Origin of the sequence: Paenibacillus piscarius (assembly GCF_022234545.1) — a bacterium.
In the GTDB taxonomy this organism is placed as follows: Bacteria; Bacillota; Bacilli; order Paenibacillales; family Paenibacillaceae; genus Paenibacillus_AQ; species Paenibacillus_AQ piscarius.
Genome location: NZ_JAIEUI010000030.1, coordinates 1 through 15,103 on the forward strand (window position 1 = coordinate 1; position 15,103 = coordinate 15,103).

Annotated in this window: 14 protein-coding genes; 12 read left to right on the forward strand and 2 right to left on the reverse strand. The window is 53.9% G+C overall.

Annotation, left to right across the window (positions count from 1 at the left end; translation table 11 throughout):
- The coding region (locus K1558_RS29845; RefSeq protein WP_238655624.1) for a hypothetical protein at positions 1 to 413 on the reverse strand (413 nt) is incomplete at its 3' end.
- 99 nt (positions 414 to 512) lie between these two features.
- Between K1558_RS29845 and K1558_RS29850 the strand changes: the two genes are divergently transcribed.
- From K1558_RS29850 to pssA, 8 genes are all read left to right on the forward strand, one after another.
- Positions 513 to 1,694, forward strand: coding sequence for a GNAT family N-acetyltransferase (locus K1558_RS29850; RefSeq protein ID WP_238655625.1), 1,182 nt, complete (start codon positions 513 to 515; stop codon positions 1,692 to 1,694).
- 362 nt (positions 1,695 to 2,056) lie between these two features.
- On the forward strand, positions 2,057 to 2,518 hold the full coding sequence (locus tag K1558_RS29855) for a CtsR family transcriptional regulator (protein ID WP_238655626.1): 462 nt from the start codon (positions 2,057 to 2,059) through the stop codon (positions 2,516 to 2,518).
- A gap of 30 nt (positions 2,519 to 2,548) precedes the next feature.
- Complete coding sequence (locus K1558_RS29860; protein WP_238655627.1) at positions 2,549 to 3,070, forward strand: protein-arginine kinase activator protein McsA; 522 nt, start codon at positions 2,549 to 2,551, stop codon at positions 3,068 to 3,070.
- Positions 3,071 to 3,098: 28 nt separating this feature from the next.
- Positions 3,099 to 4,163: a protein-arginine kinase McsB gene (locus K1558_RS29865; RefSeq protein WP_238655628.1), complete on the forward strand. Its 1,065-nt coding sequence runs from the start codon at positions 3,099 to 3,101 to the stop codon at positions 4,161 to 4,163.
- Between the two features lie 37 nt (positions 4,164 to 4,200).
- Positions 4,201 to 6,669, forward strand: coding sequence for an ATP-dependent protease ATP-binding subunit ClpC (gene clpC, locus K1558_RS29870; RefSeq protein ID WP_238655629.1), 2,469 nt, complete (start codon positions 4,201 to 4,203; stop codon positions 6,667 to 6,669).
- 180 nt (positions 6,670 to 6,849) lie between these two features.
- A complete protein-coding gene (gene radA / locus K1558_RS29875; protein WP_238655630.1) occupies positions 6,850 to 8,217 on the forward strand; it encodes a DNA repair protein RadA in 1,368 nt (455 codons plus the stop codon).
- 13 nt (positions 8,218 to 8,230) lie between these two features.
- A complete protein-coding gene (disA, locus tag K1558_RS29880; protein WP_238655631.1) occupies positions 8,231 to 9,307 on the forward strand; it encodes a DNA integrity scanning diadenylate cyclase DisA in 1,077 nt (358 codons plus the stop codon).
- 63 nt (positions 9,308 to 9,370) lie between these two features.
- On the forward strand, positions 9,371 to 10,111 hold the full coding sequence (gene pssA, locus K1558_RS29885) for a CDP-diacylglycerol--serine O-phosphatidyltransferase (protein WP_238655632.1): 741 nt from the start codon (positions 9,371 to 9,373) through the stop codon (positions 10,109 to 10,111).
- A gap of 138 nt (positions 10,112 to 10,249) precedes the next feature.
- On the opposite strand, the gene K1558_RS29890 is transcribed toward pssA, so the two are convergent.
- Positions 10,250 to 10,645: a nucleoside triphosphate pyrophosphohydrolase family protein gene (locus K1558_RS29890; protein ID WP_238655633.1), complete on the reverse strand. Its 396-nt coding sequence runs from the start codon at positions 10,643 to 10,645 to the stop codon at positions 10,250 to 10,252.
- Between the two features lie 209 nt (positions 10,646 to 10,854).
- Here K1558_RS29890 and K1558_RS29895 point away from each other — a divergent pair, with 209 nt between their 5' ends.
- The 4 genes from K1558_RS29895 to gltX all read left to right on the forward strand — a co-directional run bounded on the left by K1558_RS29895 (position 10,855) and on the right by gltX (position 14,737).
- Positions 10,855 to 11,943, forward strand: a complete 1,089-nt coding sequence (locus K1558_RS29895) for a PIN/TRAM domain-containing protein (protein ID WP_238655681.1) — start codon at positions 10,855 to 10,857, stop codon at positions 11,941 to 11,943.
- Positions 11,944 to 12,036: 93 nt separating this feature from the next.
- Positions 12,037 to 12,729, forward strand: a complete 693-nt coding sequence (ispD, locus tag K1558_RS29900; protein WP_238655634.1) for a 2-C-methyl-D-erythritol 4-phosphate cytidylyltransferase — start codon at positions 12,037 to 12,039, stop codon at positions 12,727 to 12,729.
- Positions 12,726 to 13,214: a 2-C-methyl-D-erythritol 2,4-cyclodiphosphate synthase gene (gene ispF / locus K1558_RS29905; protein WP_238655635.1), complete on the forward strand. Its 489-nt coding sequence runs from the start codon at positions 12,726 to 12,728 to the stop codon at positions 13,212 to 13,214. Before ispD ends, ispF begins: the two co-directional genes overlap by 4 nt.
- A gap of 59 nt (positions 13,215 to 13,273) precedes the next feature.
- Positions 13,274 to 14,737, forward strand: coding sequence for a glutamate--tRNA ligase (gene gltX / locus K1558_RS29910; RefSeq protein WP_238655636.1), 1,464 nt, complete (start codon positions 13,274 to 13,276; stop codon positions 14,735 to 14,737).
- The last annotated feature ends 366 nt before the right edge of the window (positions 14,738 to 15,103 follow it).

Sequence of the window (15,103 nt, forward strand, 5' to 3'; positions counted from 1 at the left end):
GTTAAGCCCTCCAGCGCCGATGGTACTTGGACCGAAGGGTCCTGGGAGAGTAGGACGCCGCCAAGCAGAAATACACCACTGTTGAGTAATCGACAGTGGCTTTTTTGCGTGGAAGTGAGCCTGTGGAAAAGCTGTGGATAGATTTCAGGAAATGCAGAAAAATTACGCACATGTGGATATGATTTCAGCAATGTTACTAGATGTGGATGATTCCCTGGTGAGGCATATTTATGTGGATGAGTCAAGAGAAAACCTAAGTAATACACCGTTTTTGTGGATAAAAAGTGAATAATGTGGATAGTCATAGACAAATCGTGGATAACTATTTTTTGCCGGGGAGAGGGTCTTCCCGGTTTTTTATTTTGCTGTGCAGAAGCTGTGGATAAGTTGTGGGTATAAGATATTTCGGCCACCCGGTTAGCATCTTAGGGGAAGGCTTGTTATACTCACTATTGAAGCAAATATTGTACTCTTGCTGTCTAAAATCTCAATCTACTAACGGGGTGAGCAGAATGGAAATAAGACAACTGCGTGCAGAGGAATTTGAAGATAGCCTAAGCTTATCTGAATATGCTTTTCAGTATAAGGTGTCTGGAGAGGACCGGGAGCGGGCCAGAGAGAATTTCAAGCCGGAACAGGTATGGGGACTGTTTGACGGGGAAGGAATTGGGGCCAAGCTGACGCTGCTTCCGCTGCAGGTGAACATTCAAGGCAAACCGGTATCTATGGGCGGAATTGCCGGGGTAGCGACTTGGCCGGAGAACCGCCGGCAGGGATATGTGGCTCAGCTGTTGACTCATGCGCTGCAGACGATGAATGATGCGGGCCATATGCTGTCCCTGTTGCATCCGTTCCTGATTCCGTTCTACCGCAAATTTGGCTGGGAGGTTTACTGCGAATATAAGCAATACACCATTCCTGTGAGGAATTTCCCGCACAAGACTGAGATTAAAGGCACTGTGAAGCGGGGAAACGCTGCAAACGCAGATCTGGCGATATTGCAGCAGCTCTATGACCAATTTGCCGTCCGTTACAATGGTACACTGAACCGCAGTACGGATTGGTGGAGGGATAGCGTGCTGGATGATGCTGTGCATCTTGGCGTATTTTATTCGGAGCTGGGTGAACCGGAAGGATATGTGCTGTATAAAATTATCAACAAAGAGCTGGTCATCGACGAATTCATCTATAGGAACGAGCAGGCCCGGCAGGGATTGTGGACCTTCCTGGCCAATCATGACTCGATGATTAACGGAGCCAAGCTGAAGATGGTGCCTGCTGACGACATCCTGCCCTTCCTGCTGCCCGATCCGCGGATCACACAGGAGAATCACCCTTACTTCATGGCGCGGATTGTCAACATGAAGGCATTGGTGGAGAGTATGATATTCAGTGCGCCGCAGGGTGTTCAGGAACGGCAGATATATATAGAAGATAAGTACGCTCCGTGGAATGAAGGATTATGGCGCTGGCGTGTATCGGCGGAGGGCACGGCATCATTGATTCAGGTTCAGGGGGAGCGGGCAGAGGCCGACTTGGTATGCAGCATCGGAACCTTGACTGCACTGCTCATGGGGTACAAGCGTCCGGTTGAGACCGCCCGGTATGAGCAATTAACCGGAAGTGCTGAGGCGGTGGAATGGTTCGAAGCGCTGATTCCGCAGGCTAACACGGCATTATTCGATTTTTTCTGACAGATTACAGCTCTTCCCCTTCAGCATAAGGCGGAGGAGCTGTCTTATATTCAGCCGCATATCAGAGAACTCATCTACGTACATAGGGAATACAATGCAGCAAAAACGTAAAAAATATAACTAACCCCTTGGCAATCAGTGAGAATGTGTTATAATATGAAAAAAGTCAAAGAAAGTCAAAGTCAACGCAAGTCTGATAGCGGCGTTCTCAGGAATGTAACAATTGGATGAATTAGGAGGTCCAAGGCGGCTTTTGCCGATTCTTAATTCTTTGCCAGGGTTAAATTCTTAAGAGCATGTCTGGACGGCAGGCGTAAGGCGCAGCACAGATTGACGAAGGCTTAGACACTGGAGGATGAGTGATGCGTAATATCTCCGATATTATTGAACAATATCTGAAGAATATTTTGCATGAAAGTCCCGAAGGTACGGTGGAAATTCAGCGCAATGAGCTGGCGGACCAGTTCTCGTGTGTGCCGTCGCAGATCAACTATGTTATCAGCACACGCTTCACCCTGGAGAAGGGCTATGTGGTAGAGAGCAAACGCGGCGGGGGCGGGTACATCCGGATTCAGCGGTTCGAGCTGCCTCAGAATGTGGCCCTGTATGCACATCTGAACTCCACGATAGGGAATGATATCGATCAGAATTCTGCGGAAGGACTGATTTATCAGCTGGAGGAGGCCCGCTTCCTCTCCAAACGCGAGGCGTGTCTGATGCGTTCCGCGGTATCCCGGGACTGCCTGACGGTTAATCTGCCGTACCGGGATGAGATTCGCGCCAAGATCATGAAGGCGATGCTGATCTCTTTGTTGGGCAAATAATGGCCATATTCGTAAGGAGGGACTCCGCTTATGCTATGCCAGGAATGCGGTGTCAGACCGGCTACACTCCACTTCACGAAGATTGTGAACGGAGAGAAGACAGAATTTCATATTTGCGAAAGCTGTGCACGGGAGAAGGGTGAGCTGATTCCGGGAACATCCGGAGGCTTCTCGATTCACAGCCTGCTGTCCGGACTGCTTGATCTGGAAGGTGCGGGCAAGGGCAAGGCGGCAGCGCAAAATGTGCAGGGACTGCACTGTGAGAATTGCGGCATGACCTACTCGCAGTTCAGCAAGCTGGGAAGGTTCGGCTGCAGCTCTTGCTACAAGTACTTTGACAGTACACTTGACCCGCTCTTCCGGCGGGTACATGGCAGTACGGCTCATGTCGGCAAGCTGCCCAAACGGGCCGGCGCACAGATTATGTGCAAACGCCAGATTGAAGAATTGAAGCAGGAATTACAGCAGAGCATTGTCCAGGAGGAATTCGAAACTGCGGCAGAGCTGAGGGACCGTATACGCAAACTTGAAAAAGAAATGCCACAAGAGTAAAGTCTTTGATATATAGGGGGGATTGGATATGTCAAGTCTCCGGTTTACCGAACAGGCACTCAGTGAATGGATGCGCTGCGGCGGCAGCCACTCCGAGATTGTGATCAGCAGCCGGATGCGCATCGCCCGCAATCTGGAGCATCTGCCCTTTCCGCTGCTGGCTTCAGCAGAGCAGTCGGAAGAGGTGCTGGAGCAGCTGGCTCCTGTATTTCAGGGTGAGGCTGCTGCTGATTTTGGCAACTTTGAACTGATCCGGCTGGATGAGCTGGGTGAGCTCGATAAAAAGGTGCTGGTCGAGAAGCATCTGATCAGCCCGAATCTGGCGGATGAATCCAAGGGCGGAGCTGTCATTCTGAACGATGACGAGTCGGTCAGCATTATGATCAATGAGGAGGACCATCTCCGCATTCAATGCCTGTTTCCCGGCCTCCAGGTCAGAGAAGCCTGGGTAAGGGCCACGGCCATCGATGATATTTTCGAGTCTGCTGTCAATTACGCCTTCGATGACCGCAGAGGATATCTGACAAGCTGTCCCACCAACGTCGGAACCGGGCTCCGGGCTTCAGTGATGGTTCATTTGCCGGCATTGGTGATGACTCACCAGATCAACCGCATTTTGTCCGCTGTCAATCAGGTTGGACTTACCGTTAGAGGAATTTACGGGGAAGGCAGCGAAGCAGTAGGGAATATCTTTCAGATCTCCAACCAGATTACGCTTGGACAGACGGAGAACGAGATTATCGAGAATCTTCATAGCGTAGTCACCCAGATCATTGAACACGAGCGGAATGCGCGGGAGCGCCTGCTGGCTGATTCTGCACTTCGCATTACCGACCGCATTAAGCGTTCCTACGGGATACTGTCCTATGCGGCTGTGATGGAGCTTAAAGAGTCTGCACAGCGGCTATCCGATCTGCGGCTAGGGGTAGATCTGGGGATTCTGGAAGGGCCTTCGATTTCAGTGCTCAATGAGCTGAATGTCAAGACTCAGCCGGGCTTCCTGCAGAAGCTGTTCGGTGACGAGCTGTCGCCTGCCGAACGTGATATGTACCGGGCGAAGCTGCTCCGGGAGACACTGGGATCACAACATTAATTATAGATATCTATTTATCCGTGGAGGTGCAGGAGATATGATGTTTGGAAGATTTACGGAACGCGCACAAAAGGTGCTGGCACTGGCGCAGGAAGAAGCCGTTCGTTTGGGACACAACAACATCGGGACAGAACATATTTTGCTCGGACTGATTCGTGAAGGAGACGGCATTGCCGCGAAGGCATTGATCGGACTCGGTCTGGGTCTGGAGAAAATCCAGGATGAGGTGGAAACACTGATTGGCAGAGGTCAAGAACAACCGACCAACATCGCGTATACTCCCCGTGCCAAAAAGGTGATTGAGCTCTCCATGGACGAAGCCCGCAAGCTGGGGCATACCTATGTGGGAACTGAGCATATCCTGCTCGGTCTGATCCGTGAAGGTGAGGGCGTTGCCGCCCGCGTGCTGAATAATCTGGGAATCAGCCTGAACAAGGCCCGTCAGCAGGTGCTGCAGCTGCTTGGCAGCAGTGAAGCCACCTCCAGCCACAGCGGTACGCCGGCGAATGTCAGCACACCTACACTGGACGGCCTGGCCCGTGACCTGACCGCCTATGCCAAAGACGGCAATCTTGATCCGGTCATCGGACGCAGCAAGGAGATTGAACGTGTCATTCAGGTGCTGAGCCGCCGGACCAAGAACAATCCGGTGCTGATCGGGGAGCCTGGGGTTGGTAAAACGGCGATTGCCGAAGGCCTGGCCCAGAAGATCATCAATAATGAAATTCCGGAAACCCTGCGTGATAAGCGCGTTATGACCCTAGATATGGGATCTGTAGTAGCCGGTACGAAATACCGCGGTGAGTTCGAGGACCGCCTCAAAAAAATCATGGATGAGATCCGCCAGGCTGGCAACATCGTGCTGTTCATCGACGAGCTGCATACGCTGATTGGTGCGGGCGGTGCGGAAGGTGCGATTGATGCCTCCAATATCCTGAAGCCGGCGTTGGCCCGCGGAGAGCTGCAGTGCATTGGTGCAACCACGCTGGATGAATACCGCAAATATATTGAAAAGGATGCCGCGCTGGAGCGCCGCTTCCAGCCGATTACGGTAGATCAGCCTTCGCCTGAAGAAGCTGTGCAGATTCTGTTCGGTCTACGCGACCGTTATGAAGCCCATCACCGGGTGAAGATTACGGATGAAGCGATTGTGGAGGCTGTGAAGCTGTCCGACCGCTATATCTCTGACCGGTTCCTGCCGGACAAAGCGATTGACCTGATTGATGAAGCGGGCTCCAAGGTGAGACTGAACTCTTACACGATCCCGCCGAATCTGAAGGAACTGGAAATGCGCCTGGATGATATCCGCAAGGAGAAGGATTCCGCCGTACAGAGCCAGGAATTCGAGAAGGCCGCGGCGCTGCGTGATACCGAGCAGAAGATCCGGGAAGAGCTGGATACGACCAAGAACCAGTGGAAGGAAAAGCAGGGCCGCACCGATTCCCAGGTTACGCCTGAGGATATCGCCCAGGTGGTGGCCAGCTGGACCGGCATTCCGGTCAGCAAGCTGAAGGAAGAAGAGACCGACCGCCTGCTGAACATGGAAGCCCTGCTTCATGAACGTGTTATCGGGCAGGATGAAGCGGTCAAAGCGGTCAGCCGGGCGCTCCGCCGGGCGCGTGCGGGCCTGAAGGACCCGAAACGTCCGATGGGCTCCTTCATCTTCCTCGGTCCAACCGGGGTAGGTAAAACCGAGCTGGCACGTGCGCTGGCCGAGGCGATGTTCGGCGACGAGAATGCCGTAATCCGCATCGATATGTCGGAATATATGGAGAAGCACTCGACCTCCCGTCTGGTCGGAGCACCTCCAGGGTATGTCGGATATGAAGAAGGCGGACAGCTGACTGAGAAGGTGCGCCGCAAGCCATATTCTGTTGTGCTGCTGGATGAGATCGAGAAGGCGCATCCGGAAGTGTTCAACATCCTGCTGCAGGTGCTGGAAGACGGCCGTCTGACCGATTCCAAAGGCCGTGTCGTCGATTTCCGCAATACGCTGATTATTCTGACCTCGAACGTAGGGGCGCAGGCAATCAAGAAGAATTCGACCCTTGGCTTCACGGCTGTTCAGGATGCAGGCGCTGATTACAGCAACATGAAGGGCAAGGTGATGGAAGAGCTGAAGAAGAGCTTCCGCCCTGAGTTCCTCAACCGTATCGATGAGATCATTGTCTTCCACTCGCTGGAGGAGAAGCATATCGCCGAGATCGTGACCCTGATGTCCGACGAGCTGCGCAAGCGGCTGCGTGAATACGATGTAGACTTCCTGCTTACCGACGGCGCTAAGGCGTTCCTGGCCAAAGAGGGCTATGACCCGGCCTTCGGAGCACGTCCGCTCCGCCGGGCGATCCAGAAGCATATTGAGGACCGCCTGTCGGAAGAGCTGCTTAAGGGCAACATCAAAAAGGGCGATTCCCTCAAGATCGATGAGGTGAACGGCGAGCTGGCCGTGACTACTGTAGCGGCCCCGGGCGAATCCGCCCTGGAGAAAGCTGCCGAAAAAGAATAAGACACACCGGTTTGAAACAAAGCTCCCGCTTCTCCGTATAGAGAGGCGGGAGCTTTGTTGTGCAGGACGCAACCAAAAACTAGATCTTAAGTGTCCTTCCGTTAAGTGTGCAGAAATGGTAAACTTTGAATAAGCGTATTTTATCCGCAATTTTAGCAAGTTTGGAGTTAAGGAGTGCACATGGCTAAACCAAAAACAAAATTTTACTGTACGGAATGCGGTTACGAATCCCCCAAATGGTTCGGGAAATGCCCGGGCTGCCAGGAATGGAATTCCATGGTGGAGGAAACGGAAAGCGTAGTGAAGACACAAGGAATGAGCGCACCTGTTTTTCAGAGTAAAGAAAAGGCGCAATCGATCATAAATATAGAAAGTGACAAGGAGCCGCGTATTCTGACGGGCATTGGTGAATTGAACCGTGTGCTTGGCGGCGGAATCGTTCCCGGCTCGCTGGTGCTGGTCGGAGGAGACCCCGGAATCGGTAAGTCGACACTGCTGCTGCAGACCTCCCATGCACTTACCACCCAGGGGCTGCGCGTGCTGTATATTTCAGGAGAAGAATCGGTGCGTCAGACCAAGCTGCGGGCAGACCGCCTCGGAGCGCTGTCAGCTGAATTATATGTGCTGTGTGAGACCAATCTGGAGAGCATTGAGGAAGCCATTGAGCAGATCAACCCGCAGTTCCTGGTCATTGACTCCATCCAGACGGTGTTCATGCCGGAGGTCACCAGTGCGCCGGGCAGTGTGGCTCAGGTCCGGGAATGTACGACAAGATTCATGCGTATCGCCAAGATCCGGGGCATTGCCACCGTGCTGGTAGGGCATGTTACCAAGGAAGGTGCCATCGCCGGTCCGCGGATGCTGGAGCATATGGTGGATTGTGTCCTCTACTTTGAGGGTGAGCGGCATCATACGTACCGGCTGCTGCGGGCAGTGAAGAACCGCTTCGGCTCCACGAATGAGATCGGTATTTTCGAGATGGGGGAGATGGGGCTGACTGAGGTGGAGAACCCCTCTGAGCTGTTCCTGTCCGAGCGTCCGCTCGGCGTGGCCGGTTCGGCGGTGGTAGCCAGCATGGAGGGCACCAGACCTGTACTTGTCGAATTGCAGGCGCTGGTTGCTTCGACACATTTCCCTTCGCCCCGCAGAATGTGTACCGGCATGGATCATCAGCGGATGTCGCTGATCATTGCGGTCCTGGAGAAGCGGATGGGCATGTTCCTGCAGAATCAGGATGCTTACCTCAACGTTGCCGGCGGCGTGAAGCTGGATGAACCTGCGGTTGATCTGGCGGTGGCTATCAGCATTGCCTCAAGCTTCCGTGATTTTCCGACCAAGCCTTATGATGTGTTCTTCGGCGAGGTAGGGCTGACCGGTGAGGTGAGAGGAGTATCGCGCGCAGAAATGCGGGTGAGGGAGGCCGCTAAGCTCGGCTTCCGGCGGGTGATTATGCCCGAGAAATCCATGAAAGGCTGGAAGCATCCGCAGGATATCCAGATTATTGGCGTCAACACTGTAGCAGATGCATTAGCGGTCGCGTTAGATTAGGGGGCACAGGAACATGAAAGATAATAATCCATCAGATAATATGAATGATCTGCTTAGACTGGCTGCACCCGGAACCCCGTTCCGGGAGGGGCTGGAGAACGTGCTGCGCGCGAAGACCGGGGCACTGATCGTTGTCGGATATAGTCCGGAGGTGATGGAGGTTGTCGATGGCGGCTTCTCCATTAACTGCGATTTTTCGCCCAATTATTTATATGAGCTGGCCAAGATGGACGGGGCTATTATTCTGAGTGAGGATCTGAAGCGGATACTATACGCCAACACCCAGCTGATTCCGGATTCCTCCATTTCCTCCATCGAGACCGGAATCCGCCACCGCACGGCGGAGCGGGTTGCCAAGCAGACCGGCAAGCTGGTGGTCTCCATCTCCCAGCGCCGTAATATCATTACACTGTACCAGGGCTCTATCCGTTATGCGCTTAAGGAGATCGGTGCGATTCTGGCCAAGGCTAACCAGGCGATTCAGACACTTGAGAAGTACAGGGCTGTTCTTACCCAAGGGCTGACCAACCTCTCCGCCTCTGAATACGAAGGGATTGTGACCGTGGCTGAGGTGGTCGGCGTCATCCAACGGGTAGAAATGGTACTGCGGATCAAGATGGAAATTAAGCGTTACATCAACGAGCTTGGCAATGAAGGCCGGCTGATCAGTATGCAGATGGAAGAGCTGGTGGGAAATACAGAGGAAGAAGCATGGCTTCTGTACAGAGACTATGCAAGAATGGAGCAGGAGGACAAGATCCGTGAGATCATTGCCGGGCTGAAGCGCAGCAGTGACGATGAGCTGATGGATGATAACCATATCGCCCGCCTGCTGGGCTATTCCTCGACCGCCATTTCGTCGGAGGAAGCGGTAACTCCGCGCGGGTACCGGCTGCTGAACAAGATTCCGCGGCTGCCGAATGTCATCATCCACAATCTGGTCGAACGCTTCGAGATGCTGCCTAACCTGATGACGGCGAGCATTGCCGAGCTTGATGAAGTGGACGGCATCGGCGAGGTGCGCGCACGCAATATTCAGGACGGACTCAAACGGCTGCAGAAGCAAGTTCTTATTGACAGGCAAATGTAAATAACATACAATCACGTAATATTGGCAGCTCAAGCAGTACAAGTAACATAATGAGGTGAAGAAATGATCCAGAAATCACTTCCAAGTCTGTTTACCATCGGTAACCTGATGCTTGGAATGTTTGGTATCTTGATGGCTTTTGACGGCAAGCTGAGTATGGCCGCGATCTTGGTCATTATTGCCATGCTGCTCGACGGGCTGGATGGCCGGGTGGCCCGGGCGCTGAAGTGTGAGAGTGAATTCGGCAAGGAACTGGATTCCTTATCCGACGTCGTCTCCTTCGGGGTAGCGCCGGCGCTGATCATGTACCTGACCAGTCTGCAGGAGCTTAACTCTGCTCTGGGATGGACCGTAACGGCTATTTTCCCGGTATTCGGCGCTTTGCGTCTGGCCCGGTTCAATGTCCGCCCGGGGATTCCGGGATATTTCGTAGGATTGCCGATTCCTGCTGCAGGCGGGGTGCTTGCCACGCTGGCGCTTTTCCATAAAGACGTGTCTGCTCCATTCATGATTGTGGCCACGCTTCTGCTCTCGTATCTGATGGTCAGTACCGTGAAATACCCGAACTTCAAGAAGATCGGCCTGCCCAAAAAAGCATACGTAGGCGCACCTGTCGTCATTGTAATCGCAGTAGCGGTTGCTGTGGTCTTCCCTGAACAGATTGCGAAGCTGATCTTCGGACTACTGGCCTTGTACGCTCTGTACGGCTTCCGGCAAAGTGTAGGTGTGCTTACCGCCCGCCGCCAGCGCCGCCGCAGAAAGAGACGCACCGAAGATAAAGTCTATCATTCCAAGAACGGTTAGTCCGTATTCAGAACTAATACCTTTCATACTCCGCTATGCAAAAGGCATTGCCCTTCCCTTAACCGGAAAGAGGCAATGCCTTTTTGTTTGATCTTCTATTGGCTGGGATGGAAAGACATCCGGGGTAGTTCTGCTTGCCTACGACAGGTTGAACAATCCGAGCGTTGCGCACTTCTGGGATTCCTTGGCGACCACCTCGTCCATTTGGATGCCAAGCAAATTGCAGAGCGCTGACATATAGAATAATTCGCGGCCCAGTTCAGAGCCAATGACCTCCCGGCAGTTCTCGCACAGCTCGCCTTCAAGATGGGTGCCTGCCAGCTCCTTGGCCTGTTCCAGACCGAGGCCCGGCTCAAACACCTGCTTGGTGGCGTGTAATTGGATGCAGCCGCATTCGGTGATGGCCTTGACGACCGCCCGGTTGACGGAAGCGCTGCTCTGCCCGTTCTTGGACATTACATCCAGAAGACTTCGGTGGCGGAGCAGCAGTTCGGAGACTTGATCCTGAAAGGCCTGTAGACTTGGTGCGCTCATTTCCCTTCCCCCCTGGATTCATAATTGAGTACATTATATGCCAGGCTCTCCCTCATTTTCAACCAGGAATAACAGTTTCCGGCAGGGCTTTGGGTGGTGATTTGTATTATTTGTAAAAAATAATCTCTTGGCGGATTACCGTCCTAAAAATTGGAACATACTGGTGAGGTATAGATGAACTTTGGATGAATAGAAGGAGGTGCGGGATGATGTGGAAAAAGGTTATTTTGACATTCGCCGGATTATGTGGCGCCTGGTCAGGTTATTCGCTATATCACGCAGCAGAAAGAGGGTTCCCTGTAGGTGTGGGGAAACTGGAGGATAGCTTGCCTTTGCATGGGGGTATTTTGTTTGCGGTGCTGGGTGCCATTATTTTTTTGATCGCCGGGACTTTATGCGCAGATTGGGCGGCTTCTAGACTGCGGGAGGCGGTCCGCTATTGCTCGCGTCTGCCGATGGGCGAGCTGGCGGCAGCGATGGCGGGCCTGACAGGAGGCCTGCTGCTGTCCCTGCTGCTCTATCCTGCCATGGCCTGGCTGGGCAAGGCTGGAGAGCTGCTGCAGGTCGCTGCCACACTTGCGCTCGGTTACCTGGGCCTGCGAGTGGGGCTGGAGAAGAAGGAGGAGCTGGCTTCGCTCTGGAACACCGGACGCTGGGCGCGTTCTGCGGAGCCGGATACTCCCGGTACCCAGGAGCATAAGATTCTGGACACCAGCGTCATTATCGACGGCCGGATCGCTGACATCTGCAAAACAGGCTTCATTGAAGGAACAATTGTAATTCCCGAGTTCGTGCTGGAGGAGCTGCAGCATATCGCCGATTCCTCGGATCTGCTGAAGCGCAACCGGGGACGCAGAGGTCTGGATATCCTCAACAAGATCCAGAAGGAGCTGGATGTCAAGGTGCTGATCTATGAGGGGGATTTCGAGGAGATCTCCGAGGTGGACAGCAAGCTGGTCAAGCTGGCTAAAGTACTGCACGGCAAGGTGGTCACGAACGATTTCAACCTCAACAAGGTCTGTGAGCTTCAGGGTGTATCGGTGCTGAATATCAATGATCTGGCCAATGCGGTGAAGCCGGTAGTGCTGCCGGGTGAGGAGATTATTGTTCAGGTGATCAAGGACGGCAAGGAGCATGGACAAGGCGTGGCTTATCTGGATGACGGTACGATGATCGTGGTCGAAGGCGGCCGGGATTATATCGGCACTACGATGGAGGTTCTGGTGACCAGCGTGCTGCAGACCTCGGCGGGCCGGATGATTTTTGCCAAACCGAAGCTCCTGGAAAAAGCGCAATAAGCTCTATCGGCTTCCGTCTGCGCCGGATTAGCTTGGAAATGCCAGCCAAACGCGTTATGATGGGAGTATACGTGAAAGACAGGAGCCGAAAGAATGTCAAACAGTGTAGGCGCCGTTATCGTCGCGGCAGGCAGAGGAACCCGGATGGGGACAGCAGAGAGCAAACAATATTTACTGCTGCAGGACAAGCCGATTATCGTGCATACGCTGGAGGTGTTCCAGAAGCATGAGCTCATTTCAGAAATTGTGCTGGTTACCGGTGAAGAGGATGTGCAGCGCTGCCGGCAATGGGTGCAGACCTACAAGCTGGATAAAGTGACTGCGGTAATTCCCGGAGGCGCTGAACGCCAGCACTCGGTCCGCCGGGGACTCAATGAACTTACGACCACTTGGGTCATGGTGCATGACGGTGTCCGTCCGTTCGTGCAGGGCAGTGAGATCAAGGCTTGTTATGAACAGGCGCGGGCTGCAGGTGCATCTGTGCTTGCGGTTCCGGTTAAGGATACGATCAAGCTGGTGGATGGTGAAGGCAAGGTGCTGTCCACGCCGGATCGGCGAAGTCTGTGGGCGATTCAGACCCCGCAGACTTTTCGTTTGTCTGATCTGTTGTTGGCCTATGAGGAGGCGGAGCGGGATGGCTTCCTCGGCACAGATGACTCCAGTCTGGCGGAACGCAGCGGGATTAGCGTCTCTGTCGTGGAGGGAAGCTACCGGAATATCAAGATCACGACGCCGGAGGACCTGGATTTCGCTGAATACATTAGAAGCAGGGAGGAACACCGATGATTGCTGTAGGACAAGGATTTGACGTACACCAGCTGGTCGAGGGCAGGCCGTGCATTATTGGCGGAGTAACCATTCCTTATGAGAAAGGGCTGGTCGGGCACTCCGATGCGGACGTATTGCTGCACGCTGTATCCGATGCGATTCTGGGAGCGCTGGGGCTGGGCGATATCGGCCGGCATTTTCCTGATACCGATCCGGCCTTCAAGGACGCCGACAGCCTGAAGCTGCTGGAGCAGGTATGGGCGCTTGCGCGTGAGCGTGGATACCGGCTCGGCAATATCGATTCGACCATCATTGCACAGAAGCCGAAGATGGCGCCGTATATTCCGCAGATGACGGAGATTATTGCCCGTGCCCTGGATGCTGACCGGTCGAAGGTCAATGTCAAAGCGACTACGACCGAGCAGCTTGGCTTCACCGGGCGCGGGGAAGGAATTGCCGCCCAATCTATTGTCTGTCTGCTCCAAGATGTGATATCATCGTGAGACGGTTTTACCAGCAGCTGATTGTTTAATTCTAACCATACACAAGCGGAGGGATACCCATGGCCGATCAAGTTCGGGTGCGTTACGCACCGAGCCCTACAGGACATTTACATATCGGAAATGCCAGAACAGCGCTATTCAATTATCTGTTCGCCCGCAATCTGGGCGGCAAATTCATTATCCGGATCGAGGATACCGATCTGAAGCGTAATATTGCAGAAGGGGAGCAGAGCCAGCTGAAATATTTGAAATGGCTGGGCATCGACTGGGATGAAAGTGTGGATGTAGGCGGGGAATACGGGCCTTACCGCCAGACGGAGCGTCTGGACATCTACCGTGTGTACACGCAGGACCTGCTGGACCGAGGCCTGGCTTACCGCTGCTACTGCACGGAAGAAGAGCTGGAGGCTGAACGGGAAGAGCAGACAGCACGCGGCGAAACTCCGCGTTATTCCGGCAGACACCGCAATCTGACTGAGGAGCAGCGCCTGGCCTTTGAGGCGGAAGGACGCATTGCCAGCATCCGCTTCAAGGTGCCTGAAGACCGCACTTATACCTTCAATGATATTGTCAAAGGCAGCATCTCCTTCAACACCAAGGAAATGGGCGACTTCGTCATTGTGAAGAAAGACGGGATTCCGACCTACAACTTCGCTGTGGCAGTAGACGACCATCTGATGGAGATTTCCCACGTGCTGCGCGGAGAAGATCATATCTCCAATACACCGCGCCAGCTCATGATCTATGAAGCGCTGGGCTGGGAAGCCCCGCTGTTCGGACATATGACGCTGATTGTCGGCGATGACCACAAGAAGCTGAGCAAGCGCAATGAATCCATCATTCAGTTCATCGAGCAATATGACCAGCTTGGCTATCTGCCGGAGGCGCTGTTCAATTTCATCACCCTGCTCGGCTGGTCGCCGGAGGGCGAAGAGGAGATATTCAGCAAGGAAGAGCTGATCTCGATCTTCACAGCTGACCGCCTCTCTAAGAGCCCTGCAGTCTTCGATACGAATAAGCTGGCTCATCTCAACAATCATTATATTAAGCATGCTGATCCTAAGCGGATTGCTTCCCTTGCCATTCCTCATCTGCAGAAGGCGGGCCGACTGCCTGAGGTGCTGAGCGAGGAGCAGCAGAGCTGGGCGGAGAGTCTTGTTGCGCTGTACCAGGAGCAAATGGTCGCAGCCTCGGATATTGTCGCCCTCTCCGAGCTGTTCTTCCGCAGCCACCTGGAGCTTGAGACGGAAGCGGCTGGGGTGCTGGCAGAAGCCCAGGTGCCTGAGGTGCTGTCCGCCTTCCTGGCGAAGGTGGAGGCCACCGGGGATTTCAGCGCTGCCAATATGGCTGTGCTGATTAAGGAAGTGCAGAAGGAGACCGGCCACAAAGGCAAAGCGCTGTTTATGCCGATCCGTGTCGCACTTACCGGCCAGATGCACGGCCGCGATCTGAATGCGACGATTGCACTGCTCGGCCGCGACCGTGTCATCGAACGCCTGAAGTCACAGATCAAAGGCGCATGAAATGGGCGATTACCTGAACGGGACCACTTGTCAGTTCAGCGGCTTTTCGCTAAGATATAGGTTAAGATAGAACGTATAGGATAACAGCTGGGATCAGGAAAAGTACGCGTACACGGACAATTGCCAGAGAGAATAACCGCTTAAGGGCGCTTGCCCTTAGCAGGCTGGGAGTTATTCATTTGTCTGCCGCTGAACATGCACCTGTGAGCTGCACGGTTGAATGCCCCGGACAGGGGACTGTAGACTGTGCCGGGACCGTTGCCGTTACAGACGCCAAGAGGAACACCGGGTGCATACGCTGCTGCTGATAACGGCATCGCTGTACTGGGATGTTCAAGCAGAGTGGGACCGCGGTTAGACGTCTCT

Coding starts and splice junctions, on each gene's coding strand:
- K1558_RS29850 (WP_238655625.1), top strand. CDS start 513: ATGGAAATAAGACAACTGCGTGCAGAGGAATTTGAAGATAGCCTAAGC.
- K1558_RS29855 (WP_238655626.1), top strand. CDS start 2,057: ATGCGTAATATCTCCGATATTATTGAACAATATCTGAAGAATATTTTG.
- K1558_RS29860 (WP_238655627.1), top strand. CDS start 2,549: ATGCTATGCCAGGAATGCGGTGTCAGACCGGCTACACTCCACTTCACG.
- K1558_RS29865 (WP_238655628.1), top strand. CDS start 3,099: ATGTCAAGTCTCCGGTTTACCGAACAGGCACTCAGTGAATGGATGCGC.
- clpC (WP_238655629.1), top strand. CDS start 4,201: ATGATGTTTGGAAGATTTACGGAACGCGCACAAAAGGTGCTGGCACTG.
- radA (WP_238655630.1), top strand. CDS start 6,850: ATGGCTAAACCAAAAACAAAATTTTACTGTACGGAATGCGGTTACGAA.
- disA (WP_238655631.1), top strand. CDS start 8,231: ATGAAAGATAATAATCCATCAGATAATATGAATGATCTGCTTAGACTG.
- pssA (WP_238655632.1), top strand. CDS start 9,371: ATGATCCAGAAATCACTTCCAAGTCTGTTTACCATCGGTAACCTGATG.
- K1558_RS29890 (WP_238655633.1), bottom strand. CDS start 10,645: ATGAGCGCACCAAGTCTACAGGCCTTTCAGGATCAAGTCTCCGAACTG.
- K1558_RS29895 (WP_238655681.1), top strand. CDS start 10,855: ATGTGGAAAAAGGTTATTTTGACATTCGCCGGATTATGTGGCGCCTGG.
- ispD (WP_238655634.1), top strand. CDS start 12,037: ATGTCAAACAGTGTAGGCGCCGTTATCGTCGCGGCAGGCAGAGGAACC.
- ispF (WP_238655635.1), top strand. CDS start 12,726: ATGATTGCTGTAGGACAAGGATTTGACGTACACCAGCTGGTCGAGGGC.
- gltX (WP_238655636.1), top strand. CDS start 13,274: ATGGCCGATCAAGTTCGGGTGCGTTACGCACCGAGCCCTACAGGACAT.